This is a genomic window from Thermomonas sp., assembly GCF_020850895.1.
Lineage (GTDB): Bacteria > Pseudomonadota > Gammaproteobacteria > Xanthomonadales > Xanthomonadaceae > Thermomonas.
Genome location: NZ_JADZDS010000001.1, coordinates 1 through 14,820 on the forward strand (window position 1 = coordinate 1; position 14,820 = coordinate 14,820).

Sequence of the window (14,820 nt, forward strand, 5' to 3'; positions counted from 1 at the left end):
CGCCTGGGCGCGCGACAGGCGCTGCCCGGGGAATTCAGCCAGCGCGCCTTCCTCAATGGCAAACTCGACCTGGTGCAGGCCGAGGCCATCGCCGACCTGATCGCCGCCGCCGATGTCCGCGCCGCGCGCGCCGCCCGGCGGTCGCTGGACGGCGTGTTCTCGCGCCGGATCGACGCCCTGATGGCGCAGGTTCTGGCCATCAGGGTCCACGCCGAGGCCGCCATCGATTTCGTCGATGAACCGCTGGAAACGCTGGGGGGCAGCCAGCTGCAGGTGCGGTTGGGGGCGGCCCGGGCTGATCTTGGGCAACTCCTGGTCGAGGCCGAGCGGGGACGCAAATTGCGCGACGGACTGCATGCGGTGCTGGTTGGTCCGCCCAATGCCGGCAAGAGTTCGCTGTTGAATGCATTGTCTGGCTGCGAACGTGCGATCGTGACGGCCATCCCCGGCACGACCCGCGACACCCTGGCGGAAACCTTGCGCTTGGATGGCATGGAGCTGACTCTGGTCGACACTGCGGGCATTCGCGCCGCCGCCGATGCCATCGAGGCCGAAGGCATCCGGCGTGCGCACGAGGCACTGACGCGCGCTGATCTGGCGCTGGTGGTGCTGGATGCGCAGGCTCCGGATGCGGGAAGGCAAGCGGTTGCTGCCGCCATCGAGGGCGTTCCTGAGGTGCTTTGGCTATACAACAAGGTGGACCTGGTGCCGGAATTGCCGATCCTGCCCCAAAATGCGCTGTCGCTGTCGGCGCGCACTGGAGCCGGACTCGACCTGCTGAGGCACCGCCTTTCCGAACTTGCGGGTGGATCGGTGGGCGACGGGGCATTTTCTGCCCGATCACGCCATGTGCAGGCCCTCGTGCACGCGAGGGACTGGCTGGAGCAGGCGCGATCCGACCTGGCACGCGAGCAGCTCGAGTTGACTGCGGAGGCGCTGTCGCAGGCGCACCGTGCGCTCGGGGAGATCGGCGGCCAAGTCGATGCAGACGGGCTACTGGGTCACATTTTCACAACCTTCTGCATCGGGAAATAACCACGCGCCGCCCAAGGCCCTTGACAAATGTTCCCCGCTGCTGCGTCCTATCGCATAAGTGCCCGTACAAGCAGGGGTGGCCGTGATGTCTGCTAACAAAATGATCCGCAAGTTTGCTCCCGTTGCGCTGAGTGTTGCCGTGGCTTTTGCGTTCACGGCATGCAAGAAGAATGAAACCGTTGCACCAGCCGGACCGCAGGCGACCAATGCCAGCGCAACCAGTGCGCCGGCTGCGGCACCGGTGGTGTCTGCCGCAGTGGCCCAGATGAGCCCGGACCAGCTGCGTGAAGCAGCGCGCAAGGCATACGACGACAACCGGTTGTACGCGCCGGCCGGAAACAACGCGATGGAGTATTACCTTGCGCTGCGCGACAAGCAGCCGGGGGATGCCAGCGCGTCGAGTGCACTGAATGACCTCATGCCGATGGCAGTGATCGCAACCGAGCAGGGTGTTTCCCGCGAAGACTTCGAAGAAGCCAAGCGGTTGCTTGCCCTGATCGGCAAGGCCGACCCGAGCCATCCTGCGCTGGCGCGACTCAAGGATGCAGTCGGCAAGGGCGAGCAACTGGTGGCCCAGCGTGCCCAGCAGCAGCAGTTGACCGCTGAGCAGGAAGCCAAGCTCAAGGAAGAACAGGCCAAGCAGCGCGAGGAAGACCAGAAGAAGCTGCAGGAACAGCAGCGCCAGCTCGCTGCCCAGCAGGCCCAACAGGCCCAACAGCAGGCAGCGGCGGATCAGCAGCGGCAGGCTGCCGAAGAAGAAGTGCGCCGCCGGGCGGCAGCGGCAGCGGCACCGCCCACACCGGCACCAGAAGCACCGCGTCCGGCGGCGCCACGTCCGGCGGCGTCCAGCTCGTTGCAGGCCGTTTCCCAGGGGGCCCCGCGGTTCCCGCCGGCAGCGCAGCGGGCGGGCGCGAGGGGCTCCGTGCAGGTCGAGTTCACCGTGGGCAGCGACGGCTCGGTGACCAGCGCCCGCGTGGTGGGATCGGAGGTTCCACGCCAGTTCGCCCGCGACTTCGAGCGCGAAGCGCTGTCGGCGGTCAAGCGTTGGAAGTTCCAGCCAATCGATCAAGCCACCACGACCCGGCGCACGATCAATTTCGAATAAACGAAGCCCGATCCGCGCACAGAAAAGCCCGGCCTGATGCCGGGCTTTTCGTTTCAATGGATTGTCGATCTCAGGCCGAGATCGCCAGCTTCTCCTGCTTGTAGCGCCACACCGCCAGCGCCCACAGCACCGCAGCCAGTGCCAGCGAACTGGCGAGGTACAGGCCCCATTGCTGCAGAGTCGCCGCTTCGCCGCGGGTGATCTTCTGGATCAGCTGGTTTTGCGACAGGAACGGCACGGCGTATTGCCACAGCGCGGTGTCCTTCAGCGGATAGGCCATCAAGCCGTACGCCGGCAGCATCGGCAGCATCATCAACCACATGATGTGGCTCTGCGCCTCCTTCATGCTCTTGGCGCCGGCGGCCAGCGCGGTGATCAGCGCGGTGCCGATCAACACCAGCGGGGTGAGGGTCAACAGCAGTTTGCCCATGGCGAGGAAGCTCACGTCCATCTGCGCGCCGATGCCGCTGGCGAGTGTGGCAGACAGCTTGAACGACACCAGGATCAACAGCATCGTGGACAATCCCAGCAGTGCCGCCGCCAGCATCTTGCCGCCCACCAATGCCGCCCGCGAGGCCGGCGTGGCCAGCAGCGGTTCCAGCGACTGCCGTTCGCGTTCGCCGGCAGTGGTGTCCATGGCCAGATGGGCGCCGCCGATGAAGGCGAAGATGGTCAGGATCATCGGCAGCAGGATCGCCATGAACTGGCTGTTCTTGGCTTCGGGCGTGGCCATGTCACGGGTGCCGACCTTCAGCGGCGAGGCGATCGCGGGGTTGATCCCGCGGATCAACAGGCGCAGCGCGCCCACGCCGTTGCCGTAGTTCTCCAGCACCTTGCTGACCCGGGCCACCGCGACATCGGCATTGCGGCGGGTGGTGTCGGTGATGATGTCGATCTTGGCCGGTCGGCCGCTACGGAAGTCTTCGGCGAAGTCCTCATCGATGGCCAGGGCGAGGTCTTCCTGCTGGGCACGCACCCGCGCTTCGATGTCGGCGGGCGCAGGCTTGGCATTGATGCCGTAGGCGGCCAGCATCTTGATCAGGTTCGGTGCCCGTTCCATGCCCAGCACCGGCAAGCTGATCGGCTTGTCCAGCTGGGTCTCGGTGCGCATCTGGGTGAGCTTGCCGATGCCGAGGAAGATCAGCGGGTAGAGCAGGGGTGCCATCAACAGGCTGAGGAAGAAGGTCCGGCGGTCGCGGTAGAAATCGCGCCATTCCTTGCCGAGCACCGTCAGCACGGTGGTGAGGAAGGTGTTCTGGCTCATGCGTGCAGGCCCTCCTCGCTGCCGATCAGTTTCACGAAGGCGTCTTCGAGGTTGTCCTCGCCGGCCTGTGCGCGCAGTTCGTCCGGCGTGCCCTGCGCGGTGACGCGGCCAGAAGCAATGATCACGATGCGATCACACAGCGCGGCGACCTCCTGCATGATGTGGCTGGAGAAGATCACGCAGCGGCCTTCCGCGCGCAGCTCCTTGAGGAAGCCGCGCAGTCCGCGGGTGGTCATCACGTCGAGTCCGTTGGTGGGTTCGTCGAGGATCACGTTCTTCGGGTCGTGGATCAGCGCGCGCGCGATCGCGGTCTTGGTGCGCTGGCCCTGGCTGAAGCCTTCAGTGGCGCGGTCGAGAAAATCCTCCATCTGCAATGCGGCGGCGAGCTTGGCGCAGCGCTGCGCGATCGCCGCGTCGTCCATGCCGTGCAACTTGCCGAAGTAGTCGATGTTCTCGCGTGCGGTCAGCCGCTTGTAGACGCCGCGGGCATCGGGCAGTACGCCGAGGCTGCGGCGCACGCGTTCGGCATCGCTGGCCACGTCGACACCGTCGATCAGCACGCGCCCGGTTTCCGGGCTCATCAGGGTGTAGAGCATGCGCAACGTGGTGGTCTTGCCGGCGCCATTGGGGCCAAGCAGGCCGGTGATCTGGCCATCCTGCGCGGTGAAGCCGACGTCGTCGACGGCGACCACGCGTTGCTTGTCCTTGCCCTTGCCGGGGAAGGTCTTGCGGAGATGTTCTGCTGTGATCATGGGATTGGGGATTGGGGATTGGAAAGGACGTGGGAGGTTGGGTTCGGAATGGGAAGAATGGTGATTCGTAGCAGTGTTTGGCTCTTATCGAATCCCGAGTCCCGAATCCCGGCTTTCACGGCTCTGCGCCGTTGAAGCTGGTGAAGGGGTAGGCGTAGCCGAGCGTGTCCAGGCAGCGGCCATCCAGCGCCTTGGCGTCGGCCTTCTCGATGAACTGGGCGAACAGCTTGGGCATGCAGCCAGCGGCGATCACGTTGTGGCCTTGGCCCTTGAGCACGAACAGGCGGCCATTCGGCAAGTGCCTCACGACCTCGGTGCCGTAGCGCGGCGGTGTCACCGGATCGAACTCGCCTTCCATCAGCAAAGCCGGGACATGGGTTGCCAGCGCGTGGTGGAAATCGGCGGGCACGGCACCCTTCGGCCAGACCTGGCACATCGCCGCCATGCTTTCCGGCATCTTGTTGCCAAGGATGGTGTCGGCGTCTTCGGCGCGCGCCACCATGCTGTCGGCGTCCTCGCTGCAGGTGACCGACATCTGCATGCCCATCGCCATCGCGTCCTTCATTTCGCCGCGCATCATCTGCGTCAGCGCCATCAGGCCTTGGTAATGGCCGGCATTGGCCTCATGGATGAGCTTGGGCAACAGGCCGCTGGCCAGTGGCATGTAGGCGTACATCCGCACCAGCCCGGCGACGGCATCGGCGGTCAGGCTGCCTTGTTTGGGTTCGCCACTGGTGGCATCGCGGTACTGCACGCTGACGGGCGCGGCGCGCAAGGTGGCCAGCAGGCGGTCGAGCTCGGCGCGCGGATCGCCCAGCTTGCCCTTGCAGGCCGGATCCTTGCCGCACAGCGCGAACTGCAGGGTCAGCGCGTCGTCGAGATTGCGGGCGAAGATATTGCCCAATCCCAGGGTGTTGGGCACGACCGAGTCGAGGACAATGCTGCGGGTTTGCGCCGGATGCCGCATCGCGTATTGCTGGGCCACGCGGGTGCCGTAGCTGATGCCGACCAGGTTGACCTGGGCGACACCGAGTGCAGCGCGCACGGCGTCGAGGTCGGCCACCGCATCGGTGGTGGTGTAGAAGCGCAGGTCCGCCTTGCGCGCCAATGCCGCCGCACAGTTCGCCGCGTCCGCCTGCGCCGCCGCCGGGGAGGTGTCGGCGTCGTCCGCTCTGTCATCGTCGAGGTCGCAGGACAGCAGGTTGGAATGGCCGGTGCCGCGCTGGTCGATCAGGATCACGTTGCGCTGCCGGCGCACTTCCTTGAACACCGGATCCAGGCCCGGATAGGTATCGACCGCGGATTGCCCGGGACCGCCGGCGAGGAAGAACACCGGATCCGGCAGTTTTTCACCGCTGCCCGCGGGCGCCAACCAAGCGATGTTGAGCTTGATCCTGCGGCCGTTCGGATGGCTGCGATCCTCGGGGACCTCGAACTGCGCGCACTGCGCATCCAGCGTGTCCTTGCTGTTCGGCGAGCTGAGGCTGCACGGGGTGAAGGCGATCTTGCCGAACAGGGTCGGCTTGAGTGCTTCCACCGGGCCCGAGGCGCCGGGCGTGGTGGCGGCGTTGGCGTCGTGGTGGAGCCGGATAGCCTTGTAGCCCAGGATCGCCGCAGCAGCGGCGATGGCCAGGACAAGGCGGGTCTTGCGGGAATGCATGGGAACACCCTCATGGCGTGGTGGTGGGTGGAGTGGCGTCAGGTCGGATCGGGCAGGAACACATCCTCGATCCGGCAGGAAAACAGTTTGGCGATCTTGAAGGCCAGCGGCAGCGACGGGTCGTACTTGCCGGTTTCCAGCGCGTTGATGGTTTGCCTGGACACGTCCAGCTGCGTCGCAAGTTCGCCTTGCGACCAGCCCCGGGCATCACGCAGTTCGCGCAGGCGGTTGTTCACAGGTAGCGCTTGGTCAGGATGTACTTGCAGACGCCATACACCAGCATCAGCAAGGGGAATACCCAGATCATCGCTGCACCGGCATCGAAGCTGAGCACCTTGGCCTTCTCCAACAAGCCGCCAGCGAAATACAACGCCGACACCAATAGGCTGGCAATGCCGATGGCTTCGGTTTCGATCCGTCGTTGCAGCTCGTCGATTTCACGCAGATAGCGCAATGCGGCCCACATCATCATCACGATGGCCAGCGCCGGCAGCACCGCGACCACGGCGCGCACGGGCAGCGAGGGGATGCCTTGCTTGATTGCCCAGGTGGACGCGAACAGCGCCAGCGAATAGAACACCATGATCGGGATCAGTGCGCGCACGTAACGCTTGCCGGCCGGCTGCGCGTACATTTCGTCGCAATGCTCGCGCCACCAGCGCGGTATCAGCAACATCACTGCTGAGCCCGCCAGATAGCCGCCGCCGATCCCGAGCCAGGTCTGCACTGCATTCTTCGGCCACTGCAGCCACCAGTGGCCGACTGCAGCCAGGGCGATGCAGCCCAACGCGATCAGCACGAAACTCCACATCCAGCGACGGGTGGTCATTTCGCGTCATCCCTGCGCGCCTTCACCAGGAACGCGATGCCGAGGCCGAGGAAGGCAGCGCCGACGCCGATGAACGCAACCTGCCCGCTGATGCCGATGGCCAGGAACGCTGCGCCTGCACCGAGGAAGCCGATGCCGGAGCCTTTCACGTTGTTGGGCGTTTGCGATTGCATTTTGAGTTCGCGTGTCAAGGAAACTTGACACAACAATACAGGCGCAGAAAAGCGCTTGTCAAGCGTCCTTGACACGCAATTGCCCGGAGATCGCGGGGCGGGCGGCTTGAGACGGGAAACAAAGGCGGAGGCCGCGCCCGCGGCCGGGGGACATTCCCGCTTCAAGCCGCTCGCTCCGGCGACGCGAGAGGCTTGGCCACCCGCCGCCGCCGTCACTTGTTGCTGACGTATTTCTCGCGCCGGATCCTGCCGATCGCCAAGCCACGTTCCTTCAGCAGCTCGAAACTCGCATCCACCATGTCCGGGTTGCCGCACAGATACGCGATATCGTGTTCCGGATCCGGCTCCAGTTCGGCCAGCACGTTCTGCACATAGCCGTGGCGCACGTCGGGATGCGCGTGCAGTGAATCTTCCATCGGCAGTTCGCGCGACAGGCAGGGGACATAGCGGAAGCCGGGGTGCGCATTGGCAAAGGCGCGGAACTCATCGCCATACAGCAGCTCAGCCGGGCTGCGTGCGCCCTGCAGCAGCACGACGTCGACGCTGCGATCATGCATGAGTTTTTCCAGCTGCGGCAGCATCGCCCGGTACGGAGTGATGCCGGTGCCGGTGCCAACCAGCAGGTAACGCCGATTGGCGTCGTTCGGGAACAGGCAGAAGCGCCCATACGGACCACTGGCCTCCAGTCGATGGCCGATCTCCAAGGCTTCGAACAGGGCGGTGGCGGCACCGCCGCTGACATAGCTCACCGCGATGTCCACGCGGGCATCGGGCGGCGTGTCGAGGGCGCGGCCCAGAGCGATCGAGTAGCTGCGGCGCGCCTCGCTGCCGTCCGCATAGCGGAAATGGATCTGGATGAACTGGCCGGGGATGCAGGGCAGCACCTGGCCGTCGTCGCGCTCGAACGACAGGTGGGCGACGGTGGGCGCCAGCATCCGGCGCGCGACAAGCTTGATCGGGAAGCGAAGGATCGACACGGCGCTGCAACACAGCGTGGCATCGATGCAGCCACGGGGCTGCCTATACTACCGGCTTCGCGCGGGCCGCCCGCGCTCCCGAATGTGATGACGCCGGTGTCCGACCTGCCCGCCCTGCGCGTGCGCGAGTTGCGCAAGACCTATGACAATGGCGTGCTCGCGCTGAAAGGCGTCGACCTGGAGGTCGCGGCCGGCGATTTCTATGCCCTGCTCGGGCCCAATGGCGCCGGCAAGAGCACCCTGATCGGCATCGTCAGCTCGCTGGTCAACATGAGCGCCGGGAGCGTGGAGGTGTTCGGCGTCGACATCCAGCGCGAACGCAGCGCGGCGATGCGGCTGATCGGGTTGGTGCCGCAGGAAGTCAACTTCAACATGTTCGAGAAGCCGCTGGACATCTGCGTGAACTACGCGGGCTTCTACGGCGTGCCGCGTGCGCAGGCCTTGCAGCGCGCCGAGGCGGTGCTGAAGGACGCACTGCTGTGGGACAAGGCCGACAAGATGAGCCGCACCCTGTCCGGCGGCATGAAGCGCCGCCTGATGATCGCGCGGGCGATGATGACCCAGCCGCGCCTGCTGATCCTCGATGAGCCCACCGCAGGCGTCGACATCGAGATCCGTCGCGGCATGTGGAAGACCCTGAAGGAGATCAATGCCGCCGGCACCACGATCATCCTGACCACCCACTATCTGGAGGAGGCCGAGAGCCTGTGCCGGAACCTCGCCATCATCGACCACGGCAGCATCGTTGAACGCGGGTCGATGAAATCGCTGCTGGCCAAGCTCGACGTCGAAGGCTTCCTGTTCGACATCGAAGACGACCTGCCCTTGGTCTTGCCGGTGATCGAAGGTGCCACCCTGCAGGCGAGCGACGCACGCACGCTGGAGCTGGACATGCCGCGGGCCATGGATCTCAACCGCGTGTTCGCGGCCTTCGACGCCGCCGGGATCCGGGTGCAGTCGATGCGCAACAAGAGCAATCGGCTGGAGGAACTGTTCGTGCGCCTGACCGCGCGGGAGGCCGCGCCATGAACACCCACCCCGCCTTGGTCGCGCTGTTCACCATCACCCGCCGCGAGGTGGTGCGGATCCTGCGGATCTGGACCCAGACCCTGATCCCGCCGGCGATCACCATGACCCTGTACTTCCTGATCTTCGGCGGCCTGATCGGTGCGCGGGTCGGCAAGATGGGCGGCATGGACTACATGCAGTTCATCGTTCCCGGGCTGGTGATGATGAGCGTGATCCAGAACAGCTACGGCAACATTTCCAGCTCGTTCTTCGGCGCCAAGTTCGGCCGCCATGTCGAGGAATTGCTGGTCAGCCCGATGCCCAATGGGGTGATCCTGGCGGGCTACGTCGCAGGCGCGGTGCTGCGCGGCCTGATGGTGGGCGCGATCGTGCTGTGCATCGCGATGTTGTTCACCCGCGTGCATTTGCCGCATCCGTTGGCGACCCTGGGTTCGGTGCTGCTGGGGGCGACGATCTTCTCGCTGGCGGGGTTCATCAATGCGATCTACGCGAAGAAGTTCGATGACGTCGCCATCGTGCCGACCTTCATCCTGACCCCGCTGACCTATCTCGGCGGCGTGTTCTATTCCATCACCCTGCTGCCGGGCTGGGCACAGACCGCGACCCACGCCAATCCGATCTTCTACATGGTCAACGCGTTCCGCTACGGCCTGCTGGGGCAAAGCGACGTGCCGCTGGGCGTCGCGTTTGGCCTGATGCTGGGTTTCGTGCTGGCGCTGACCGCGCTGGCGCTGTGGTTGCTCAAGCTAGGCGTGGGCCTGCGCAGCTGAGGCCGCGCGGATTCAGTCCGCGTGGCTTCTTGGCTGCGCCGTGGCGCTGCGGCTGACGTCCGCCTTGCCGTGCCAGCGCCGTGCGATCCAGGTGCCCAGATCATCCAGCACCGTGTAGGCGGCCGGTACCACCAGCAGGCTCAGGGCGGTGGAGGTGACCAGCCCGCCGATCACCGCCCACGCCATCGGCGCGCGCATGCTGGATTCGCCGGAGAACCCCAGCGCCAGCGGCAGCATGCCGGCACCCATCGCAATCGTGGTCATGATCACCGGGCGGGCGCGCTTGTGGCAGGCGTCGAGCAGGGCGGCGTGCCGTGGCAGGCCGTGTTCGTCCTCGGCCATCACCGCGTAATCCACCAGCAGGATGGAGTTCTTGCTGGCGATGCCGATCAGCATCAACAAGCCGATCAGCGCCGGCAGCGACAGCATGTTGCGGGTGATCAGCAGCGCACCGAATGCGCCGGCCGCGCACAGCGGGATCGCGCTCAGGATGGTCAGCGGCTGCATCGGGTGGCGGAACAACAACAGCAGCACCATGTAGATGCAGGTGATGCCGGCCACCATCGCCATCATGAAGCCGGTGAACAGTTCGACGAAAATCTCCGAATCCCCGGTATTGATGAACGACACCCCCGGCGGCAACGCCTTCACCGAGGGCAGTTGCTGCGCCTGCGCCATCACCTCGCCCAGCGGGCGGCCGTTGAGCTCGGCGGTCAGGGTGATGTTGCGCTGGCGCTTGTAGCGGCTGATCACCGACGGCCCGCTGCCGTCGCGGATGGATGCGACCGCCGCCAGCGGCACCGCACCGCGGGCGCCGGGTACACGTAGCTGCGCCAGCAAGTCTGGCTGCGCCAGGGCGGCCTGGTCGAAACCGACGCGGATCGGGATCTGCCGATCGGCCAGGTTGAGTTTGGCCATGCGCTGCACGTAGTCGCCGCTGGTGGCGATGCGGGCGGCTTCGGCAATCGCCATGGTGGACACGCCCAGCTCGGCGGCGCGGGCCGAATCCGGGAAGATCTGCACTTCCGGACGCAGCAGCGAGGCCGAGGACGACACGCTGCCCAGCCCCGGGATGGTGCGCAGTTCGCGCTCCACCTTCGCCGCCGAGGCGTACAGCGCGTCGGCATCATCGCCGGCCAGGACCAGCTGCATCAGCTCGCCGGGTTCATTGCTCATGAAGCTCATTCGCACGCCGGGCAGGTTGGCCAGGCGCGTACGGACCTCATCCTCCAGCGTGTGCTGGCTGCGATCGCGGCTACCGGAGGCGCCCCATTCCAGAGTCAGCACGGCGCGCCGCAAATCGGGGAGACCGCTTTTGCCGGGATCGCCCAGATTGGGCACGGAGCCAATTTGGGTGAACACTTGCTTGAGTTCGGGAATCGGCTGCAACAGCGCGCGCGCTTGCTCGGTCATGCGGGCGGTGTCATCGATGCGCGCGCCCGGCGCCAGCTCCAGCGACAGCATGCTGCGGCCTTGATCGGTCACCGGAATGAAGGTGGTGGGGATCAGCGGGATCAGGGCCAGCGAAGCGAGAAACAGCAGCGCCGCCGCACCCAGAGTTTTCCAGCGATGGTGCAGTGCCTTGTCCACCCACACCAGATAGCGGCGCATCAGCGTGCCGTCTTCCTCGGCATGCGGCTTGGGCTTGAGCAGATGTGCGGCCATCATCGGCGTCAGCAGCCGTGCCACCAGCAGCGAGAACAGCACGGCCGTGGCCGCGGTCCAGCCGAATTCGCGGAAAAACTTTCCGGACACGCCGGGCATGAAGGCCACCGGCACAAACACTGCTGCCAGCGTCACCGAGGTGGCGATCACCGCCGTGCCGATTTCGTCGGCGGCATCACGCGCGGCTTCCAGCGGCTTCTTGCCCATGCCCAGATGGCGCACGATGTTTTCGATCTCGACGATGGCATCGTCCACCAGCAGGCCGATCACCACGCTCAGGGCCAGCAGGGTGATCATGTTCAGGCTGAAGCCCAGCCACTGGATCACCGCGAAGGTGGGGATGATCGACAGCGGCAGCGCGATCGCCGACACCCAGGTGGCACGCCAGTCGCGCAGGAACCAGAACACCACCGCCAGTGCCAGCAGGGCGCCTTCCCACAGCATCAGCATCGACGATGAATACGAGCGCTGGGTTTCTTCCGACATGTCGGTCACTTGCCGGAACGACACGCCGGGATGCTGTCTGGCCAGTTCGGCCAGCGCCGCGCGGACGGCATCACGAACCTTCAGCTCATCGGCTCCGCGTGAGCGCGCCAGCGAAAAGCCCACCACCGGTTTGCCATCGAGCAGCGCGAGTTGGGTGGGATCGGCGCGACCGTCGTGGACCGTAGCGAGCGCATCCAGCCGGGTGTGCTGGCCATTGGGCAGGGCGATGCTGAAACTGCGAAGTGCCTGCGCATCGGCCACGGTGTTGAGCGTGCGCACGCTCTGCTGGCCGCCGTCCTGCTCGGTCCTGCCGCCCGGACGATCCACCTGCATCGCCGCCAGTTGCTGGTTCACCGCGCCGGCGGTGATGCCCTGCGCCAGCAGCGCCTGCGGGTTCAGATCCACGCGAATCTGCCGATCCACGCCGCCGATGCGCGTCACCGCCGCCACGCCATTGACGCCATACAGTGCGCGCGCCACGTAGCGATCGACGAACCACGACACCTCATCCGGTTGCATCGACGGCGCGTCCACCGCATAGGTGAGCAGCGAGCCGACAATGTCCACCTTCGAAATCACCGGCTCCTGGATGTCCTGCGGCAGGTCCATGCGGATGCGGGTGACGGCGTCCTTGCTGTCGTTCAGTGCCTCCAGCAAATTCGCGTCGATGTGAAATTCAATGACCGTGGTGGACTGGCCATCCACCACCGTGGAGAACACGCGCTTGACGTGATTGAGGGTGGCCACCGCGTCTTCCACCTTGCGCGTCACCTCGGTTTCCAACTGCTGCGGCGAAGCGCCCGGCTGGGTGATGACCACCGTCACCATCGGGAAACTGATGTCGGGAAAGCGCGCCACCGGCAATTGATGGAAGCCCCAGAACCCGGCCACGCAGAGCACGAAGAACAGCATGATGGCGGGCACCGGATTGCGGATGCCCCAGCTGGACAGGGTGCCGCCGCCGCTCATGGGGCGGTGCCTGGAGAACTGCCCGCGCTTGGCACCACGCGCACGCGATCGCCTTCGGCCAGGAAGCCGGCGCCGGCGCTGACAACGCGGTCACCCACCTTCAGGCCCCTGAGCACATCGATGGTGTCGCCCTGGGCGCTGCCGGTCTCGATGCGCACTTGCCGCGCGCGCTGGTCGCTGCCCACGCGAAAGGCGTAGGCATGGCCGTCGCGGTGCACGACCGACGCCACCGGGATCACCAGCGCATTCCCCTGCCCGATTTCGATCCGGCCTTGCACATAGGCACCGGGCTGGACCGGCCCGGGTTCGGGTAAATCCACGTAGGCGGTGCCGGTGCGAGTGGTGCTGTCCACCCCGGGGGTGACCGCGCGCACGCGGCCCGTCACACCGCTGCCGTCCAGCACCACGGCTTGCCCGGTCTGCACCTGCGCCAGCTGCGCCTCGGGCAGGTCGGCGCGCCACTCCAGCCGACCCTGGCGGATCAGCCGCAGCAGCTCGCCACCGGCGCCCACCACCTGCCCGGGTTGCACCAGCCGCCTGGAAATAGTGCCGGCATCCGGTGCGCGCAACTCGGCATAGCTGCGGCGCAGCGCCGCGGCATCCCGCGCAGCGCGGGCGGTGCCCAGCTGTGCTTCGGCTTGGGTACGTGCTGCGCGCAGTTCATCCAGTGCCATCGCGCTGATGTAGTGGCCCTGCACCAGCGACTGCCCGCGCGCGTATTTCGAACGCGCGAGCTCGGCCCCGGCTTCGGCTTGATGCAGCGCCGCCGTCGCTTGTGCCAGATCGCTGTCGAGGCTGCGATGGTCCAATTCCAGCAGCAGCTCGCCTTTCTCCACCCGCTGTCCCACATCCACCAGCAGGCGCGTCACGCGCAGGCCGCTGAGTTCCACCCCCAGCTGCATCTCTTCCCACGCCGCCACCGGGCCAGCGGCCACCACGCGGCGCTGGATCGGGCGCATCTGCACGGCCGTAACGCTGACCGCCTGTGCGGAAGCGGCTGTTGGCGCGGTGCTCTGCTTGTGGCAGGCGGCCGTGAACAGCGCCGCGCCAAGGGCAAGGCCTGGCAGCAACAGACGGGAGGGCAGGCGCATGCGCTACGGTCCGGTGAGGTGAGGGTGCGCAGTCTAACACATAACTAAACCGACGGGTACATTAACTCGCAGCACGCGGCGGCAATCGGAAAAATGCCTCGGCGGTGGTGGTGCTGTTGGCTGCGGTGACCGCCGCGTCCTCGCCGCGATCCCGTGCCAGTTCCTCCACGATATGCGCGAGGTACATCGGCTCGTTGCGTCGGTCTTTCGGCGCTGGCGTGATCGTGCGCGGCAACAGGTAGGGCGCGTCGGTCTCGAGCATCAGCCGATCGGAGGGAATGTGCTTCACCAGGTCGCGCAGGTGGGCGCCGCGGCGCTCGTCGCAGAGCCAGCCGGTGATGCCGACGTGCCAGTCCTGGTCGAGATAGTCGAACAATTCCTCGCGCGTGCCGGTAAAGCAATGCACCACCAGCGGCGGAAGCCGGCCATCGAAATTCTTCAACATCGCCATGAAATCGGAATGTGCATCGCGCTGGTGCAGGAACAGCGGCTTTTGCGTGTCCACCGCGATTTGCAACTGCCGTTCGAAAGCCTTGCGCTGCGCCGGACGCGGCGAGAAATCTCGGAAGTAGTCCAGCCCGCATTCGCCCACCGCGACGACTTCCGGATGCGTGTGCAGGGCGCGCATTTCGGCATCGCATTCGTCGGTGTATTCGGTGGCGTGGTGCGGGTGCACGCCGGCGGTGGCGAACCACTCGCCGGGTCGTGTCCGTGCGAGCGCCAATGCCTTTGGCGAGTGCTCGCGGCTGGCTCCAGTGAGGATGGCGCGGCTGACCCCGGCATCACGCGCGCGTTGCCAGACCTCGTCACGGTCGCGATCGAAGCTGTCGTGGGACAGGTTGAGGCCGATGTCGATGAGCTGCATACGAACAGTTTAGATGCGCGGTTACAGCAAAGTCCCGCCGAGGATCAGCGCGGCGATGCTGAAATAGATCACCAGCCCGGTGACATCCACCAGCGTCGCCACGAACGGCGCGGAGGCACTGGCCGGATCGAAACCCAGCCGTTGCAGCGC

15 protein-coding genes are annotated in these 14,820 nt (G+C 66.0%); 4 read left to right on the top strand and 11 right to left on the bottom strand.

Features of this window, described 5'->3' with window-relative positions:
- Positions 1 to 1,035 (top strand): GTPase (locus IT472_RS00005; protein ID WP_297176467.1); only part of this gene is annotated, 1,035 nt, incomplete at its 5' end.
- 76 nt (positions 1,036 to 1,111) lie between these two features.
- Positions 1,112 to 2,140: an energy transducer TonB gene (locus IT472_RS00010; protein WP_297176470.1), complete on the top strand. Its 1,029-nt coding sequence runs from the start codon at positions 1,112 to 1,114 to the stop codon at positions 2,138 to 2,140.
- Positions 2,141 to 2,210: 70 nt separating this feature from the next.
- Here the strand turns inward: IT472_RS00010 and IT472_RS00015 are convergent, their stop codons facing one another.
- The 7 genes from IT472_RS00015 to IT472_RS00045 all read right to left on the bottom strand — a co-directional run bounded on the left by IT472_RS00015 (position 2,211) and on the right by IT472_RS00045 (position 7,795).
- The gene (locus IT472_RS00015) at positions 2,211 to 3,404 is read right to left on the bottom strand and encodes an ABC transporter permease (RefSeq protein WP_297176473.1); all 1,194 of its coding nucleotides are present in this window, start codon (positions 3,402 to 3,404) and stop codon (positions 2,211 to 2,213) included.
- Positions 3,401 to 4,156, bottom strand: coding sequence for an ATP-binding cassette domain-containing protein (locus tag IT472_RS00020; protein ID WP_297176475.1), 756 nt, complete (start codon positions 4,154 to 4,156; stop codon positions 3,401 to 3,403). Before IT472_RS00020 ends, IT472_RS00015 begins: the two co-directional genes overlap by 4 nt.
- Positions 4,157 to 4,271: 115 nt before the next feature.
- Positions 4,272 to 5,816, bottom strand: a complete 1,545-nt coding sequence (locus IT472_RS00025) for an alpha/beta hydrolase (RefSeq protein ID WP_297176478.1) — start codon at positions 5,814 to 5,816, stop codon at positions 4,272 to 4,274.
- Between the two features lie 38 nt (positions 5,817 to 5,854).
- Positions 5,855 to 6,052, bottom strand: coding sequence for a helix-turn-helix transcriptional regulator (locus tag IT472_RS00030; protein WP_297176480.1), 198 nt, complete (start codon positions 6,050 to 6,052; stop codon positions 5,855 to 5,857).
- Positions 6,049 to 6,645, bottom strand: coding sequence for a hypothetical protein (locus IT472_RS00035; RefSeq protein WP_297176482.1), 597 nt, complete (start codon positions 6,643 to 6,645; stop codon positions 6,049 to 6,051). Before IT472_RS00035 ends, IT472_RS00030 begins: the two co-directional genes overlap by 4 nt.
- Positions 6,642 to 6,818, bottom strand: coding sequence for a hypothetical protein (locus IT472_RS00040; protein WP_297176485.1), 177 nt, complete (start codon positions 6,816 to 6,818; stop codon positions 6,642 to 6,644). The genes IT472_RS00035 and IT472_RS00040 overlap by 4 nt, the downstream gene beginning before the upstream one ends.
- A 212-nt stretch (positions 6,819 to 7,030) precedes the next feature.
- Positions 7,031 to 7,795 (bottom strand): ferredoxin--NADP reductase, encoded by a 765-nt coding sequence (locus tag IT472_RS00045; RefSeq protein ID WP_297176487.1) that lies wholly within the window; start codon positions 7,793 to 7,795, stop codon positions 7,031 to 7,033.
- 87 nt (positions 7,796 to 7,882) lie between these two features.
- Here IT472_RS00045 and IT472_RS00050 point away from each other — a divergent pair, with 87 nt between their 5' ends.
- The gene (locus IT472_RS00050; RefSeq protein ID WP_297176491.1) at positions 7,883 to 8,824 is read left to right on the top strand and encodes an ABC transporter ATP-binding protein; all 942 of its coding nucleotides are present in this window, start codon (positions 7,883 to 7,885) and stop codon (positions 8,822 to 8,824) included.
- Positions 8,821 to 9,594 carry an ABC transporter permease gene (locus IT472_RS00055; protein ID WP_297176494.1) on the top strand — a complete coding sequence of 258 codons (774 nt, stop codon included), beginning with the start codon at positions 8,821 to 8,823 and terminating at the stop codon, positions 9,592 to 9,594. Before IT472_RS00050 ends, IT472_RS00055 begins: the two co-directional genes overlap by 4 nt.
- Before the next feature lie 12 nt (positions 9,595 to 9,606).
- Here IT472_RS00055 and IT472_RS00060 read toward each other — a convergent pair whose 3' ends face one another.
- The 4 genes from IT472_RS00060 to IT472_RS00075 all read right to left on the bottom strand — a co-directional run.
- A complete protein-coding gene (locus IT472_RS00060; protein ID WP_297176497.1) occupies positions 9,607 to 12,714 on the bottom strand; it encodes an efflux RND transporter permease subunit in 3,108 nt (1,035 codons plus the stop codon).
- On the bottom strand, positions 12,711 to 13,805 hold the full coding sequence (locus IT472_RS00065; protein ID WP_297176500.1) for an efflux RND transporter periplasmic adaptor subunit: 1,095 nt from the start codon (positions 13,803 to 13,805) through the stop codon (positions 12,711 to 12,713). The genes IT472_RS00060 and IT472_RS00065 overlap by 4 nt, the downstream gene beginning before the upstream one ends.
- A gap of 61 nt (positions 13,806 to 13,866) precedes the next feature.
- On the bottom strand, positions 13,867 to 14,670 hold the full coding sequence (locus IT472_RS00070; RefSeq protein WP_297176503.1) for a TatD family hydrolase: 804 nt from the start codon (positions 14,668 to 14,670) through the stop codon (positions 13,867 to 13,869).
- Positions 14,671 to 14,691: 21 nt separating this feature from the next.
- A partial coding sequence (locus tag IT472_RS00075; RefSeq protein WP_297176506.1) for a magnesium transporter occupies positions 14,692 to 14,820 on the bottom strand: 129 nt, incomplete at its 5' end.

Bases quoted from the DNA above. Each gene is read 5' to 3' on its own strand.
- IT472_RS00015 (WP_297176473.1), bottom strand. From the start codon at position 3,404: ATGAGCCAGAACACCTTCCTCACCACCGTGCTGACGGTGCTCGGCAAG.
- IT472_RS00040 (WP_297176485.1), bottom strand. From the start codon at position 6,818: ATGCAATCGCAAACGCCCAACAACGTGAAAGGCTCCGGCATCGGCTTC.
- IT472_RS00055 (WP_297176494.1), top strand. From the start codon at position 8,821: ATGAACACCCACCCCGCCTTGGTCGCGCTGTTCACCATCACCCGCCGC.
- IT472_RS00035 (WP_297176482.1), bottom strand. From the start codon at position 6,645: ATGACCACCCGTCGCTGGATGTGGAGTTTCGTGCTGATCGCGTTGGGC.
- IT472_RS00050 (WP_297176491.1), top strand. From the start codon at position 7,883: ATGACGCCGGTGTCCGACCTGCCCGCCCTGCGCGTGCGCGAGTTGCGC.
- IT472_RS00060 (WP_297176497.1), bottom strand. From the start codon at position 12,714: ATGAGCGGCGGCGGCACCCTGTCCAGCTGGGGCATCCGCAATCCGGTG.
- IT472_RS00065 (WP_297176500.1), bottom strand. From the start codon at position 13,805: ATGCGCCTGCCCTCCCGTCTGTTGCTGCCAGGCCTTGCCCTTGGCGCG.
- IT472_RS00070 (WP_297176503.1), bottom strand. From the start codon at position 14,670: ATGCAGCTCATCGACATCGGCCTCAACCTGTCCCACGACAGCTTCGAT.
- IT472_RS00020 (WP_297176475.1), bottom strand. From the start codon at position 4,156: ATGATCACAGCAGAACATCTCCGCAAGACCTTCCCCGGCAAGGGCAAG.
- IT472_RS00025 (WP_297176478.1), bottom strand. From the start codon at position 5,816: ATGCATTCCCGCAAGACCCGCCTTGTCCTGGCCATCGCCGCTGCTGCG.